Genomic DNA, 15,973 nt, shown 5'->3' with positions numbered 1-15,973 from the left:
AGTTTGCACATTTGGCAATCCCGTCTAGCTTCAAACCCCATGCCTTGCACTAAATGATTAATTCCAACGCACAAAGCGCTCTGGAACAAGCCTCTGCGGGAAAATCCGTGCGTACAGGGTCGCCGTTAAGTCATTAATTCGCAATGGAATGTGCCAATGAAGTGATCTGAGTCAGCTGTTTGATCAGCTTACGGATTTATTCTGTGGCCTCTCTTCTCCTGCATTGGAGTCATGCAATGTCTGAATCTCCCGGAAAACTTCGATTAGGCGCCCTGGTTGCACTTGTCGTCGGTTCGATGATCGGCGGCGGCATCTTTTCACTGCCGCAAAACATGGCCGCGAGCGCCGATGTGGGCGCGGTATTGATCGGCTGGGTCATTACCGCGATCGGCATGCTGACCCTGGCATTCGTGTTCCAGACCCTGGCCAATCGCAAGCCCGACCTCGACGGCGGCGTGTACGCCTACGCCAAGGCCGGGTTTGGCGACTACATGGGCTTTTCATCGGCCTGGGGTTATTGGATCAGCGCCTGGCTGGGTAACGTCGGCTACTTCGTGCTGTTGTTCAGCACCCTGGGCTATTTCTTTCCGATCTTCGGCGAAGGCAATACGCCAGCGGCGGTGATCGGCGCCTCGGTGTTGCTGTGGGCCGTGCATTTCCTGGTGCTGCGCGGCATCAAGGAAGCGGCGTTCATCAACCTGGTGACCACCGTCGCCAAGGTGGTGCCGCTGGTGCTGTTCGTGTTGATCGCCCTGTTCGCGTTCAAGCTGGACATCTTCACCGCTGACATCTGGGGCGTGAAAAACCCGGACCTGGGCAGTGTGATGAACCAGGTGCGCAACATGATGCTGGTCACCGTATGGGTGTTCATCGGCATCGAGGGCGCGAGCATCTTCTCGGCACGCGCTGAAAAACGCAGTGACGTGGGCAAGGCCACCGTGATCGGGTTCATCACGGTGCTGTTGTTCCTGATGCTGGTGAACGTGCTGTCCCTGGGCATCATGACCCAACCGGAACTGGCCAAGCTGCAGAACCCATCGATGGCCGCTGTGCTGGAGCACGTGGTCGGCCACTGGGGCGCGGTGTTGATCAGCGTCGGCCTGATTATCTCGCTGCTGGGCGCGTTGCTGTCATGGGTGCTGCTGTGCGCGGAGATCATGTTCGCCGCCGCCAAGGACCACACCATGCCGGCGTTCCTGCGCAAGGAAAACGCCAACCACGTGCCGACCAACGCACTGTGGCTGACCAACGCCATGGTCCAGCTGTTCCTGGTAATCACACTGTTTTCCGCCAGTACGTACCTGTCGCTGATCTACCTCGCCACCTCGATGATCCTGGTGCCTTACCTGTGGTCGGCGGCCTACGCGCTGCTGCTGGCGGTGCGTGGCGAGACCTACGAAAACGCCCTGGCCGAGCGCAAAAAAGACCTGTTCATCGGCGCCGTCGCGCTGATCTACGCGATCTGGCTGCTCTACGCCGGCGGCATCAAGTACCTGCTGCTGTCCGCCCTGCTCTATGCGCCCGGCGCGATTCTGTTCGCCAAGGCCAAGCATGAACTGGGCAAACCGATTTTCACCAACGTCGAGAAGCTGATTTTCGCCGCGGTAGTCATAGGCGCCCTGGTGGCTGCCTACGGGCTCTACGACGGCTTCCTGACCTTGTAATTGTTGTTCATTGGAGGATCTGAAATGACCACGGAAAAAGTGAAGTACGGCGTCCACTCCGAAGCCGGCAAACTGCGCAAAGTCATGGTGTGCTCCCCCGGTTTGGCCCACCAGCGGCTGACCCCCAACAACTGCGATGAACTGCTGTTCGATGACGTGCTGTGGGTGGCGCAGGCCAAGCGCGACCATTTCGATTTCGTCACCAAGATGCGCGAGCGGGACATTGATGTGCTGGAAATGCACAACCTGCTGACCGATATCGTCGCCCTCCCTGAGGCGCTGGACTGGATCCTGGCGCGCAAGATCACCGCCAACACGGTAGGCCTGGGCCTGGTCGATGAAGTCGGCTCTTGGCTGCGCAGCCTGGAGCCGCGCAAAATCGCCGAGTTCCTGATCGGCGGCGTGTCGGCCGATGACCTGCCGAGCAGCTTCGGTGGCCGCACCATCGAGATGTTCCGCGAATTCCTCGGCCACTCCAGCTTCATCCTGCCGCCGCTGCCCAACACTCAGTTCACCCGCGACACCACCTGCTGGATCTACGGCGGCGTGACCCTCAACCCGATGTACTGGCCGGCGCGACGTCAGGAAACCCTGCTGACCAGCGCCATCTACAAATTCCACCCCGAGTTCACCAACGCCGACTTCCAGATCTGGTACGGCGACCCTGACCAGGAGCATGGCGCCGCCACGCTTGAAGGCGGTGACGTGATGCCGATCGGCAATGGCGTGGTATTGATCGGCATGGGCGAGCGCTCGTCCCACCAGGCCATCGGCCAGCTGGCGCGCAACCTGTTCAAGAACAACGCCGTGGAGCGCGTGATCGTCGCCGGCCTGCCGAAGTCCCGCGCAGCGATGCACCTGGACACCGTGTTCAGCTTCTGCGACCGCGACCTGGTCACCATCTTCCCTGAAGTGGTCAATCAGATCGTGCCGTTTACCCTGCGTCCTGACGAGAGCAAGCCGCACGGTATCGATATCCAGCGGGAGAAAACCAACTTCGTCGAGACCGTGGCCGCGGCGCTCAACCTCAAGGCCCTGCGCGTGGTCGAGACCGGCGGCAACAGCTTCGCCGCCGAGCGCGAGCAGTGGGACGACGGCAACAACGTGGTGGCCGTGGAGCCGGGCGTGGTAATCGGCTACGACCGCAACACCTACACCAATACCCTGCTGCGCAAGGCCGGCGTGGAAGTCATCACCATCAGCGCCGGTGAACTCGGCCGTGGCCGTGGCGGCGGCCACTGCATGACCTGCCCGATCATCCGCGACCCAATCGACTACTAATTTTCAAGCCATGGCCGCCGCTCATAAGGCGCCGGCCATGGGGATAACCTAAACAGAAGGAGATCCATCATGGCTTTCAATATGCGCAACCGCAGCCTGCTGTCGCTGATGCACCACACCACCCGTGAGCTGCATTACCTGCTGGACCTGTCCCGCGACCTCAAGCGCGCCAAGTACACCGGCACTGAGCGTCCGCACCTGCAAGGCAAGAACATCGCGCTGATTTTCGAAAAAACCTCCACCCGCACCCGCTGCGCGTTCGAAGTGGCGGCCCATGACCAGGGCGCGCACGTCACCTACATCGACCCCGTGTCGTCGCAGATCGGCCACAAAGAAAGCATGAAAGACACCGCGCGCGTGCTTGGCCGGATGTTCGATGCCATCGAGTACCGTGGCTTCGAACAGGAAATCGTCGAAGAACTGGCCAAGTTTGCCGGCGTGCCGGTGTTCAACGGCCTCACCGCCGAGTTCCACCCCACCCAAATGATCGCCGACACACTGACCATGCGCGAACACAGCGACAAACCGCTGCATGACATCAGCTACGCCTACCTGGGCGACGCGCGCTACAACATGGGCAACTCGCTGCTGATGATCGGCGCCAAGCTCGGCATGGACGTGCGCATCGGCGCGCCGAAAGCCCTGTGGCCCCATGAAGATTTCATCAAGCAATGCCAGGCCTTCGCCGAGGAAAGCGGCGCGCGCATCACCATCACCGAAGACCCCAAAGAAGCCGTGAAAGGCGTGGACTTCATCCACACCGATATCTGGGTGTCCATGGGCGAACCGGTGGAAGCGTGGGACGAGCGCATCGAGCAACTGCTGCCGTACCAGGTCAACGCCCAGATGATGAAAGCCTCGGGCAACCCTCGAGTGAAATTCATGCACTGCCTGCCGGCGTTCCACAACAGCGAAACCAAGGTCGGCAAAGACATCGCCGCGCGCTACCCGAACCTGGCCAATGGTGTGGAGGTGACCGAAGAGGTGTTCGAGTCGCCGGCCAACATCGCCTTTGAGCAGGCGGAAAACCGCATGCACACCATCAAGGCGATTCTGGTATCGGCGCTGGCGGATATCTAAAGGCTACACGGGTGAAGTGTGGGAGGGGCCTGCCCCCGCCCACATTGGTCCTGTGTTCGCAACATCGAACTTTGGAAGGACATTCTTTATGCGCATCGTCGTAGCCCTGGGCGGTAACGCCCTGCTCCGCCGTGGTGAACCCATGACCGCGGACAACCAACGCGCCAATATCCGCATCGCCACCGAACAGATCGCCAAGATCCACCCCGGCAACGAGCTGGTGATCGCCCACGGCAATGGCCCGCAGGTCGGCCTGCTGTCGTTGCAGGCGGCGGCCTACACCAGCGTCTCGCCCTACCCGCTGGACGTGCTGGGCGCCGAAACCGAAGGCATGATCGGCTACATCATCGAACAGGAACTGGGCAACCTGCTGGACTTTGAAGTGCCGTTCGCTACCCTGCTCACCCAGGTGGAAGTGGACGCCAACGACCCGGCGTTCAAGCACCCCACCAAGCCCATCGGCCCCGTGTATTCCAAGGACGAAGCGGAAAAACTCGCCGCTGAAAAAGGCTGGGCGATTGCCCCGGACGGCGATAAATACCGCCGCGTGGTCGCCAGCCCACGCCCCAAACGCATCTTTGAAATTCGCCCGATCAAGTGGCTGCTGGAAAAAAGCGCCATCGTGATCTGCGCCGGCGGCGGCGGCATCCCGACGATGTATGGCGAAGACGGCAAACTGCAGGGCATCGAGGCCGTGATCGACAAAGACCTGTGCTCGTCGCTGCTGGCCACGCAACTGGACGCGGACTTGCTGGTGATCGCCACCGACGTCAACGCAGCCTTTATCGATTATGGCAAGCCGACCCAGAAGGCCATCGGCCAGGCCCACCCCGACGACATGGAAAAACTCGGCTTCGCCGCCGGCTCCATGGGGCCCAAGGTACAGGCCGCCTGCGAGTTCGCCCGCCGCACTGGCAAAACCGCCGTGATCGGTTCACTCTCGGACATCGAAGCCATCGTCCAGGGCACCGCCGGTACACGCATCAGCACGGCGACACCTGGCATCACCTATCTGTGAAGTAGAGGAGATTCGCCTATGGCTACCTTTGAACCGGGACACTTGCACGTCGAACGCCACGCGTTGAACAAGGATGACTACAGCTACAACCTGTGCATCGATTACGAAGTCAGCCAGGACCCAAAGGAAGGTAAGGGCATGCTGTTCAAACTGCACGGTTCGGTCCAGGGCCAGGACCTCAAGGAAGAGTTCTTTTTGCCCAAAGACCAGGCCTTCGACTTTGCCCGGCATGCGATGAACATTGCGCAGAAATATGGGATGCCGAAGATGGCCGTACTCAATGGCTCAATGCACAAGCAGTACGACCTGATGTTCGAGGACGTGCGGCATCAGTTGGACGTGAAATCGGGCGATCCGGTCAAACCCGAACACCTGGGATAATCCGGTCGCGCTGACCCACTACCGTTCGATCTGTGGGAGGGGGCAAGCTCCCTCCCAGTTTGATCTCTATCGCCTGCAAGGCATACTGGGCACCCTCCGCATCCCAGAATCCAACGCCACCTCATGCGTATCCACGTCAGCTTCATCGACCGCGTCGGCATTACCCAGGAAGTCCTGGCCTTGCTCGGCGGGCGTAACCTCAACCTGGATGCGGTGGAAATGGTGCCGCCCAACGTCTATATCGATGCACCGACGTTGAGTGCCGAAGTACTTGAAGAACTGCGTGACGCGCTGTTCAGCGTGCAGGGCGTGCAAGCAGTGACCGTGGTGGACATCCTCCCCGGCCAACGCCGCCACCTGCAACTCGACGCCCTGCTGGCCGCCATGACCGACCCGGTGCTGGCCGTGGACAGCGCCGGCAAGATCCTGCTGGCCAACCCGGCGTTGATCGCGCTGTACGGGCGCGAACCGGCCGGCGAAAGCATCAGCGCGCTGTTCAATGACGCGGCCCTGCTGGAGACCTTGCTGGAGGTAGGCTTTCGCCTGCCGCTGCGCGAAATCAGCGTCAACGGCCAAACCTGGTTGCTTGACGCCACACCCATCACCGACGCCGGCGCCCTGCTCACCCTCTACCAGCCCAACCGCATCGGCGAACAACTGTCGGCCCTGCACCACGACCATGCCGAAGGCTTCGATGCGCTGCTGGGCGAGTCCCCGGTCATCCGCACGCTCAAGGCCCGCGCACAACGGGTGGCGGCGCTGGACGCGCCGTTGTTGATCCAGGGCGAAACCGGTACCGGCAAGGAACTGGTGGCCCGCGCCTGCCACGCCATCAGCGCACGCGCCAGTGCGCCGTTCCTGGCGTTGAACTGCGCGGCGCTGCCGGAAAACCTGGCCGAGAGCGAATTGTTCGGCTACGCCCCCGGCGCCTTTACCGGCGCGCAGCGCGGCGGCAAACCGGGGCTCATGGAGCTGGCCAACCAGGGCACGGTATTTCTCGATGAAATCGGCGAAATGTCACCGTACCTGCAAGCCAAACTGCTGCGTTTTCTTAACGACGGCAGCTTCCGGCGCGTCGGTGGCGACCGTGAGGTGAAGGTCAACGTGCGCATCCTCAGCGCCACGCACCGCGACCTGGAAAAAATGGTCAGCGAGGGCACCTTCCGCGAAGACCTGTTCTATCGCCTCAATGTGCTCAACGTGGAAGTGCCGCCCCTGCGCCAACGTGGTCAGGACATTCTGCTGCTGGCGCGCTATTTCATGCAGCAGGCCTGCGCGCAGATCCAGCGTCCGGTGTGCCGCCTGGCGCCCGGCACCTACCCGGCGCTGCTGGGCAACCGCTGGCCGGGCAACGTGCGCCAGTTGCAGAACGTGATCTTTCGCGCGGCGGCGATCTGCGAAAGCAGCCTGGTGGACATCGGCGACCTGGACATCGCCGGCACCTCCGTCGCGCGTCAGAGCGATGGTGAGGTCGACAGCCTGGAACAGGCCGTGGAAGACTTCGAGCGCGACCTACTGGAAAAGCTCTACACCAGCTACCCCTCGACGCGCCAACTGGCCAGCCGCCTGCAAACTTCGCACACGGCCATTGCCCATCGACTGCGCAAGTACGGTATTCCCAACAAGCCCTGACACCGGGTGCAGGGGAGTTGACTATGGAACACCGCCAAGCCCCTCCCACATTGTGTGCATTGCCAGGGTTTGGTCTGAGAACGACATTCACTGTACTGAAAGCGCTACAGCGTAACGATATCGCTACAACCCTGTTTTTTGCGCGCCATGCAAGGCTTTGATCCACATAGGCTTTTTTTCAACAGCCCAGCTGTAGCGAAATCGCTACAGATAAAGCGTCTCCCTTTCCGCCAAATTTTATTAAGCCTTTGATTTTTATGGATTAAATTACATTGGCCGCGATTTTGCTAAGCAACTCCTAATTATTCCAATCCCGTCCACCAGACGAATTCTGGCCCTGAGGAGTTTGCATGAGCGAGTTGCGTTTTACCGAAGATCACGAATGGCTGCGCGCCGAAGCCGATGGCAGCGTCACCGTGGGCATCACCGCTTTCGCTCAGAACGCGCTGGGTGATGTGGTTTTCGTACAACTGCCGGAGTTGCAGACTTACGATAAGGGCGCCGAAGCATCCACCGTCGAATCGGTCAAAGCCGCCAGCGGCGTGTACATGCCGTTGGACGGTGACGTGCTCGAAGTGAACGACAAACTCAGTGACAGCCCGGAACTGGTCAATGAAGACCCACTGGGCGAAGGTTGGTTCTTCCGCTTTAAACCGGCCGATGCCAATGCAGTGGCTAAGCTGTTGGATCAGGATGCGTACGACCGCCTGATCAAAGCCAACGCTGAAGCCTGAGGAGCGCGCCATGACCATTGAATTGAGCACCGCCAACGAATTCATCGCCCGCCACATCGGCCCGCGCCAGGCAGACGAGCAGCACATGCTCGCCAGCCTGGGCTTTGACTCCCTGGAAGCCCTGAGCGCCAGCGTGATCCCGGAAAGCATCAAGGGCACCAGCGTGCTCGGCCTGGAAGACGGCCTGAGCGAAGCCGAGGCGCTGGCGCGGATCAAAGCCATCGCCGGCCAGAACCAACTGTTCAAGACCTACATCGGCCAGGGTTACTACAACTGCCACACGCCGTCGCCGATCCTGCGCAACCTCCTGGAAAACCCGGCCTGGTACACCGCCTACACCCCCTACCAGCCGGAGATTTCCCAGGGCCGCCTGGAAGCGCTGCTGAATTTCCAGACCCTGATCAGCGACCTCACCGGCCTGCCGATCGCCAACGCCTCGTTGCTCGACGAAGCCACCGCCGCCGCCGAAGCCATGACCTTCTGCAAGCGCTTGAGCAAGAACAAAGGCAGCAATGCCTTCTTCGCCTCGATCCACAGCCACCCGCAGACCCTTGACGTGCTGCGCACCCGTGCCGAGCCATTGGGCATCGACGTGGTGGTGGGCGACGAACGCGAACTGAGCGACGCCAGCCCATTCTTCGGCGCCCTGCTGCAATACCCGGCCAGCAATGGCGATGTGTTCGACTACCGCGAGCTGACCGAGCGCTTCCATGCCGCCAACGCCCTGGTGGCCGTGGCTGCCGACCTGCTGGCACTGACCCTGTTGACCCCACCGGGCGAATTCGGCGCCGACGTGGCCATCGGCAGCGCGCAGCGCTTCGGTGTACCGCTGGGCTTTGGTGGGCCGCACGCCGCCTACTTCTCGACCAAGGATGCGTTCAAGCGCGACATGCCGGGCCGTCTGGTCGGCGTGTCCGTCGACCGCTTCGGCAAACCGGCCCTGCGTTTGGCCATGCAGACCCGCGAGCAACATATCCGTCGCGAGAAAGCCACCAGCAACATCTGCACCGCCCAAGTGTTGCTGGCCAACATCGCCAGCATGTACGCGGTGTACCACGGCCCTAAAGGCCTGACGCAGATCGCCCAGCGCATTCACCAATTGACCGCCATCCTCGCCAAGGGCCTGACCGCGCTGGGCGTTAAGGTCGAGCAAGCGCACTTCTTCGACACCCTGACCCTCAACACTGGTGCCGCCACCGCTGCCCTGCACGACAAGGCCCGCGCCCAGCGCATCAACCTGCGGGTGGTCGACGCCGAGCGGGTCGGCCTGTCGGTCGATGAAACCACCACCCAGGCCGACATCCAGGCGCTGTGGGCGATCTTCGCCGACGGCAAGGCCCTGCCCGCCTTCGATGCCCAGGTCGACAGCTGCCTGCCGGCGACGCTGCTGCGTCAGTCGGCGATCCTCAGCCACCCGGTGTTCAACCGTTATCACTCCGAAACCGAATTGATGCGCTACCTGCGCAAACTGGCCGACAAAGACCTGGCGCTGGACCGCACCATGATCCCGCTGGGTTCGTGCACCATGAAGCTCAATGCCGCCAGCGAGATGATCCCGGTGACCTGGGCCGAGTTCGGTGCCCTGCACCCATTCGCTCCGGCCGAGCAAAGCGCCGGCTACCAGCAACTGACCGCAGACCTGGAAGCCATGCTCTGCGCAGCCACCGGCTACGACGCTATCTCCCTGCAACCGAACGCCGGTTCCCAGGGTGAATACGCCGGTCTGCTGGCGATCCGTGCCTACCATCAGAGCCGTGGCGAAGCCCGTCGCGATATCTGCCTGATCCCCTCGTCGGCCCACGGTACCAACCCGGCCACCGCCAACATGGCCGGTATGCGCGTGGTCGTCACCGCCTGCGACGCCCGTGGCAACGTCGACATCGAAGACCTGCGCGCTAAAGCCATCGAGCATCGCGAGCACCTGGCCGCACTGATGATCACCTACCCGTCCACCCACGGCGTGTTCGAAGAAGGCATCCGCGAAATCTGCGCGATCATCCACGACAACGGCGGCCAGGTGTACATCGACGGCGCCAACATGAACGCCATGGTTGGCCTGTGCGCACCGGGCAAGTTCGGCGGCGATGTGTCCCATCTGAACCTGCACAAAACGTTCTGCATTCCCCACGGCGGCGGCGGCCCGGGCGTCGGCCCGATTGGCGTCAAATCGCACCTCACGCCATTCCTGCCGGGCCATGCGGCCATGGAACGCAAGGAAGGCGCGGTGTGCGCGGCGCCATTCGGCAGCGCGAGCATCCTGCCGATCACCTGGATGTATATCAGCATGATGGGCGGTGCGGGCCTCAAGCGCGCTTCGCAGTTGGCGATCCTGAACGCCAACTACATTTCCCGTCGCCTCGAAGAGCACTACCCCGTGCTGTACACCGGCAGCAACGGCCTGGTGGCGCACGAGTGCATCCTGGACCTGCGCCCGCTCAAGGACAGCAACGGCATCAGCGTGGATGACGTGGCCAAGCGTCTGATCGACTTTGGTTTCCATGCCCCGACCATGTCGTTCCCGGTGGCGGGCACCCTGATGATCGAACCGACCGAGAGCGAATCCAAGGAAGAGCTGGACCGTTTCTGCGACGCGATGATCGCCATCCGCGAAGAAATTCGCGCGGTGGAAAACGGCACCCTGGATAAAGACGACAACCCGCTCAAGAACGCGCCACACACTGCGGCCGAACTGGTGGGCGAATGGAGCCACCCGTACAGCCGTGAACAGGCGGTGTACCCGGTGGCCTCGTTGATCGACGGCAAGTACTGGCCACCGGTTGGCCGGGTCGACAACGTGTTTGGCGATCGCAACCTGGTGTGTGCGTGCCCGTCGATCGAGCTTTATGCCTAAAGCTGTTGTAAGCGGCAAGCTACAAGCTGCAAGTTAAAAGCCGAATGGCTCTTTCTTGCAGCTTGTGGCTTGGAGCTTGCCGCTGCTCCTATAACAAGAAACCGGAGAACAACTCATGTCTTTAAGCGTGTTCGACCTGTTCAAGATTGGCATCGGCCCCTCCAGTTCCCACACCGTCGGCCCGATGCGCGCCGCCGCTCGATTCGTCGAGGGGCTCAAGCGCGACGGCCTGTTGAGCGCCACCACCAGCGTCAAGGTGGAACTCTATGGCTCGCTGGGCGCCACCGGCAAAGGCCACGGCAGCGACAAAGCCGTGCTGCTGGGCCTGGAAGGCGAACACCCGGACACCGTGAATACTGAAACCGTCGCAACGCGCCTGGCACAGATGCGCAGCGATGGCCGTTTGAATCTGCTCGGCGAACACCGCATCGCGTTCAATGAGAAAGAACACCTGGCGATGATCCGCAAACCCCTCGCCTATCATCCCAACGGCATGATCTTTCGCGCTTTCGATGCCGCCGGTCTACAAATCCGCAGCCGCGAGTATTACTCGGTCGGCGGGGGCTTTGTGGTGGATGAAGGGGCCGCCGGCGCTGACCGGATTGTTGAAGACGCCACACCGCTGACCTTTCCATTCAAGAGTGCCAAGGATCTGCTGGGGCATTGCGCGACGTACGGGTTGTCCATCAGCCAGGTGATGCTGACCAACGAAAGCGCATGGCGTCCGGAGGCGGAAACCCGGGCCGGCCTGCTGAAGATCTGGCAGGTCATGCAGGACTGTGTTGACGCTGGCTGTCGCAACGAAGGCATTTTGCCCGGCGGGTTGAAGGTCAAGCGCCGCGCGGCAGCCCTGCATCGTCAACTGTGCAAAAACCCGGAATCGGCGTTGCGCGATCCGTTGTCGGTGCTCGATTGGGTCAACCTGTATGCCCTGGCGGTCAACGAAGAAAACGCCAACGGCGGGCGCGTGGTCACAGCGCCCACCAACGGTGCGGCCGGGATCATTCCGGCGGTGCTGCATTACTACATGCGCTTTATCCCAGGGGCGAACGAAGACGGTGTGGTGCGCTTTCTGCTCACCGCTGCCGCCATCGGCATCCTGTACAAGGAAAATGCGTCGATCTCCGGCGCCGAAGTCGGCTGTCAGGGCGAAGTCGGCGTGGCCTGCTCCATGGCTGCCGGCGCATTGTGCGAAGTGCTGGGCGGCAGTGTTTCGCAGGTGGAAAACGCCGCCGAGATCGGCATGGAGCACAACCTTGGCCTGACCTGCGACCCGATTGGCGGCCTGGTGCAAGTGCCCTGCATTGAGCGCAACGCGATGGGCTCGGTGAAGGCGATCAACGCGGTGCGCATGGCTTTGCGCGGTGACGGGCAACATTTCGTATCCCTCGACAAGGTCATCCGCACCATGCGCCAGACCGGCGCCGATATGAAGAGCAAATACAAAGAAACCGCCCGTGGCGGTTTGGCAGTCAACATTATCGAGTGCTGACGCCCGAAGGCGCGGCAATACGTTTTTCAGGAGCTGAACATGTCCACCGAAACCCTGTTGAAAACCCCATTGCATGCCCTGCACATCGAGCTTGGCGCCCGCATGGTGCCCTTTGCCGGCTACGACATGCCGGTGCAATACCCGCTGGGTGTGATGAAGGAACACCAGCACACCCGTGATCAGGCCGGGTTGTTCGATGTGTCCCACATGGGTCAGATCCGTCTGACCGGCGCCAATGCCGCCAAGGCCCTGGAAACCCTCGTACCGGTCGACATCATTGACCTGCCGGTGGGCATGCAGCGCTACGCGATGTTTACCAACGATCAGGGTGGCATCCTCGATGACCTGATGGTGGCGAACCTGGGTAACGACGAACTGTTCCTGGTGGTCAACGCGGCCTGCAAGGATCAGGACCTGGCTCACCTGCGCAAGCACATCGGCGACCAATGCACCATCGAGCCGTTGTTTGCAGAGCGTGCCCTGCTGGCTCTGCAAGGCCCGGCGGCGGTGAAGGTGCTGGCGCGCCTGGCGCCGGAAGTGACCAGGATGACGTTTATGCAGTTCGCCGCCGTGCGCCTGCTGGGTGTGGATTGCTATGTCAGCCGCTCCGGCTACACCGGCGAAGACGGTTTTGAAATTTCCGTGCCGGCCGCGAGCGCCGAAAGCCTGGCGCGCAGCCTGTTGGCCGAGACCGAAGTGCAACCCATCGGCCTGGGCGCCCGCGACTCCCTGCGCCTGGAAGCCGGGCTGTGCCTCTACGGCCATGACATGAATACTGAGACCACGCCGATCGAAGCCAGCCTGCTATGGGCAATCTCAAAGGCACGCCGCGCCGACGGCGCGCGTGCCGGCGGTTTTCCAGGCGCTGATCGGATCTTCACCCAGCAACAAGTCGGCGTGGATCGCAAGCGCGTGGGCCTGCTGCCTCAGGAGCGCACGCCTGTACGTGAAGGCGCTGAGCTGGTCGGCGAAGACGGCGCCGTGATCGGCCATGTCTGCAGCGGCGGCTTCGGCCCGAGCTTGGGCGCCCCCCTGGCCATGGGTTACCTGAACAGCGCCTTCACCGCTCTGGACACGCAAGTCTTTGCCTTGGTGCGTGGGAAAAAGGTGCCGGTTCGTGTAAGTAAATTGCCATTTGTGCCACAGCGCTACTATCGCGGCTGAGTAACTGTTTCTATAAGTAACGGAGGTCGCGTAAACGCGCACTAAACTGTAACGCGACCGCCATATAACAGTGCATTCACGATAGGAATTATTACTTGGTTCGACCTATAACAAGTGAGTGATTCTATCGAATAAGCCTGTGGACTTATATTCATCGAAGTGGCACGAAGCCAAGCAAACACGGGGCTATGAGCGGGGCTTGTTTTTTCCGCATTAGTTGGCGTAGAGTTTGCCCACTGTGTTTGCATGGGTCGCTTGGAACCTGGACCTGGGCAGTAGCTGAAGTAGTTGTGCTACAACCCGTTCGACGTCTCTTACTTTCCTGCAACCCAGCCCAGTACTCTTTCGTGTGGAAAGGGGCTGTCATTAATTTTTTAGCGTCAAGGAAATAAGAAAATGGCTGATCGTCAGAGCGGTACCGTCAAGTGGTTTAACGACGAGAAAGGGTTTGGTTTTATCACTCCAGAAAGCGGTCCGGATCTGTTCGTGCATTTCCGCGCTATTCAGGGCAACGGCTTCAAGAGCCTGAAAGAAGGCCAGAAAGTGACCTTCGTCGCGGTGCAAGGCCAGAAAGGCATGCAGGCTGACGAAGTTCAGGCAGAGGGCTGATTCCCTCTGCGACAAAAAGCCCCTGATATGACATCAGGGGCTTTTTTATGGGCGCAATTCCGTAAAATGGCTTTTTTCTTCCGAGAGCCCTGCCATGTCCAAACCCTTGCTGAGCCCCCAAGGCGAATTCCCCGCCGTGGGCCTGGGCCGTCGTCTGGCAGCGATGTTCTATGACTTCCTGTTGTGCACCGCACTGATGATCGTCACTGCGTTCATCTACAAACTGATCTGGATCGCGTTCGTGGGTGAAGCCAGGATGCGCACGCTTACCGAATCCGGCGCATTGGATGGAGACCCATTACTGTCGACGATTTTGTTATTTGTACTGTTCGGGTTTTTCGCCAAATTCTGGACCCATTCCGGGCAGACCCTGGGGATGCAGGTGTGGGGCGTGCGCGTGCAGAATGCCGACGGCTCGCGGATCAGCCTGTGGCAGGCGCTGCTGCGCTTTGTGGTGTCAATTGCGTCGTGGTTGTGTGTAGGGCTGGGGTTTATCTGGTCGCTGTTCGACAAGCACAAACGCAGCTGGCATGACATCTATTCCGACACCCAGCTGGTGCGGATTCCGAAGCAAAAAAGATAACCCGCCGCCTGAACGAGCTCAAAATGCGGGAGGAGCAAGCCCCTCCCGCCCTGTTTTTTTCGCGTTCGACTATGCGTTACCGGCCAGCTTCAGGCGTGCAGCCTGGGTGAAATCCAGCATGCGCTTGAGCGGCCTCACGGCGTGGGGGATCACGGAAGGCTCGACGAAGATCTCGTTGCTGCCCTCGCGCAGGCACTGCAGGGTGCGCTCCAGCGTGTTCATCGCCATCCACGGGCAGTGTGCGCAACTACGACACGCAGCACCGTTACCGGCCGTAGGCGCCTCCACAAACACTTTGTCCGGGCACAACTGCTGCATCTTGTAGAAGATGCCGCGGTCGGTCGCCACGATAAAGGTTTTGTTCGGTAAACGTTGTGCCGCCGCGATCAACTGGCTGGTAGAGCCCACCGCGTCAGCCAGCTCGATCACCGACGTCGGAGATTCGGGATGCACCAGAATGGCTGCATCCGGATACAGCGCCTTCATGTCTTCCAACTGCTTGGACTTGAATTCTTCGTGGACGATGCACGCACCGTCCCACAACAGCATGTCCGCACCGGTCTGGCGCTGGATGTAGGTGCCCAAGTGCTTGTCCGGGCCCCAAATGATGGTCTCGCCGTTGTCCATCAGGCTCTCGACGATTTCCAGCGCACAACTGGAGGTCACCACCCAGTCGGCCCGGGCTTTGACCGCAGCTGACGTATTGGCATACACCACCACGGTACGCTCGGGGTGCTGATCGCAAAACGCTGAAAACTCATCCACCGGGCACCCCAGGTCCAGCGAGCAGGTCGCCTCCAGTGTGGGCATGAGAATGCGCTTTTCAGGGGTGAGAATCTTGGCCGTCTCCCCCATGAAACGCACGCCGGCGACCAGTACGGTCCTGGCCGGATGAGCGGCACCGAAGCGGGCCATTTCCAGGGAATCGGAGACACAGCCACCGGTTTCTTCGGCCAGGGCCTGAATCACCGGGTCGCAGTAAAAATGGGCCACCAGCACCGCATCCTGAGCCTTGAGCTCGGCGGCGATGGCGCTACGCAGGCTCGCCTCTTCATCGGCGCTGAGGGCCTTGGGCTGCTTGGCATCGAGGTGGGCTTGAACCAGTAGGCGTTCGGAAATCTGCGTCATGTTCGCAAGACCTGCAGGCGCAGTAGCGCGAAAGTCGAGTGTACCACCGGCTCTGGAGCCCTTCGGGCGCCGCCGGACGAAGTGATTGTTCATCAAGCACGGGTGAAGCAGCGCAAGGCTACAGAATATCGAATGGATTCAAAAGCCTAATCTAGTATTCGCGGGTGCCTGCCGAAGCGGCGCGGGGCATGCACATCGTGTGATATTGGCTGCGGGAAGATTCCATAGGGCAAAAAAAAGGTTCTTCACGGAATCCCGGGAAACATAGAAACAAGAACGCCGATTTGATGGATGATGTTCGTGCGAGCAAACACATCTAAAAAACCGGCGTTCTTATGCGCGATATTAATACTTTC

Annotated in this window: 13 protein-coding genes; 12 read left to right on the top strand and 1 reads right to left on the bottom strand. The window is 60.8% G+C overall.

Annotation, left to right across the window (positions count from 1 at the left end; genetic code table 11):
- Positions 1–236: 236 nt before the first annotated feature.
- From arcD to G7025_RS15670, 12 genes are all read left to right on the top strand, one after another.
- Positions 237–1,664, top strand: coding sequence for an arginine-ornithine antiporter (gene arcD / locus G7025_RS15725; RefSeq protein ID WP_181080075.1), 1,428 nt, complete (start codon positions 237–239; stop codon positions 1,662–1,664).
- Between the two features lie 24 nt (positions 1,665–1,688).
- On the top strand, positions 1,689–2,945 hold the full coding sequence (arcA, locus tag G7025_RS15720) for an arginine deiminase (protein ID WP_181080074.1): 1,257 nt from the start codon (positions 1,689–1,691) through the stop codon (positions 2,943–2,945).
- 69 nt (positions 2,946–3,014) lie between these two features.
- Positions 3,015–4,025 (top strand): ornithine carbamoyltransferase, encoded by a 1,011-nt coding sequence (locus G7025_RS15715; RefSeq protein ID WP_034100131.1) that lies wholly within the window; start codon positions 3,015–3,017, stop codon positions 4,023–4,025.
- 88 nt (positions 4,026–4,113) lie between these two features.
- On the top strand, positions 4,114–5,043 hold the full coding sequence (gene arcC, locus G7025_RS15710) for a carbamate kinase (RefSeq protein ID WP_181080073.1): 930 nt from the start codon (positions 4,114–4,116) through the stop codon (positions 5,041–5,043).
- A gap of 18 nt (positions 5,044–5,061) precedes the next feature.
- Positions 5,062–5,424 carry a DUF5064 family protein gene (locus tag G7025_RS15705; RefSeq protein WP_181080072.1) on the top strand — a complete coding sequence of 121 codons (363 nt, stop codon included), beginning with the start codon at positions 5,062–5,064 and terminating at the stop codon, positions 5,422–5,424.
- Positions 5,425–5,547: 123 nt separating this feature from the next.
- Positions 5,548–7,056, top strand: a complete 1,509-nt coding sequence (locus G7025_RS15700; protein WP_181080071.1) for a sigma-54-dependent transcriptional regulator — start codon at positions 5,548–5,550, stop codon at positions 7,054–7,056.
- 350 nt (positions 7,057–7,406) lie between these two features.
- On the top strand, positions 7,407–7,790 hold the full coding sequence (gene gcvH, locus G7025_RS15695; protein WP_181080070.1) for a glycine cleavage system protein GcvH: 384 nt from the start codon (positions 7,407–7,409) through the stop codon (positions 7,788–7,790).
- A gap of 10 nt (positions 7,791–7,800) precedes the next feature.
- On the top strand, positions 7,801–10,641 hold the full coding sequence (gene gcvP / locus G7025_RS15690) for an aminomethyl-transferring glycine dehydrogenase (protein WP_181080069.1): 2,841 nt from the start codon (positions 7,801–7,803) through the stop codon (positions 10,639–10,641).
- A 115-nt stretch (positions 10,642–10,756) separates the two neighbouring features.
- Positions 10,757–12,133 (top strand): L-serine ammonia-lyase, encoded by a 1,377-nt coding sequence (locus tag G7025_RS15685; RefSeq protein WP_181080068.1) that lies wholly within the window; start codon positions 10,757–10,759, stop codon positions 12,131–12,133.
- Between the two features lie 39 nt (positions 12,134–12,172).
- Positions 12,173–13,297, top strand: coding sequence for a glycine cleavage system aminomethyltransferase GcvT (gene gcvT, locus G7025_RS15680; protein ID WP_181080067.1), 1,125 nt, complete (start codon positions 12,173–12,175; stop codon positions 13,295–13,297).
- 396 nt (positions 13,298–13,693) lie between these two features.
- Positions 13,694–13,906, top strand: a complete 213-nt coding sequence (locus G7025_RS15675) for a cold-shock protein (protein ID WP_014339904.1) — start codon at positions 13,694–13,696, stop codon at positions 13,904–13,906.
- Positions 13,907–14,000: 94 nt separating this feature from the next.
- The gene (locus tag G7025_RS15670; protein WP_181080066.1) at positions 14,001–14,489 is read left to right on the top strand and encodes an RDD family protein; all 489 of its coding nucleotides are present in this window, start codon (positions 14,001–14,003) and stop codon (positions 14,487–14,489) included.
- 69 nt (positions 14,490–14,558) lie between these two features.
- Here the strand turns inward: G7025_RS15670 and nadA are convergent, their stop codons facing one another.
- On the bottom strand, positions 14,559–15,617 hold the full coding sequence (gene nadA, locus G7025_RS15665; protein ID WP_181080065.1) for a quinolinate synthase NadA: 1,059 nt from the start codon (positions 15,615–15,617) through the stop codon (positions 14,559–14,561).
- Positions 15,618–15,973 lie beyond the last annotated feature (356 nt).

Source organism: Pseudomonas lurida, from assembly GCF_013522705.1.
Lineage (GTDB): Bacteria > Pseudomonadota > Gammaproteobacteria > Pseudomonadales > Pseudomonadaceae > Aquipseudomonas > Aquipseudomonas quebecensis.
Note: the sequence above shows the minus strand (reverse complement) of the source record. Positions and strands in the feature narration are given on the sequence as shown.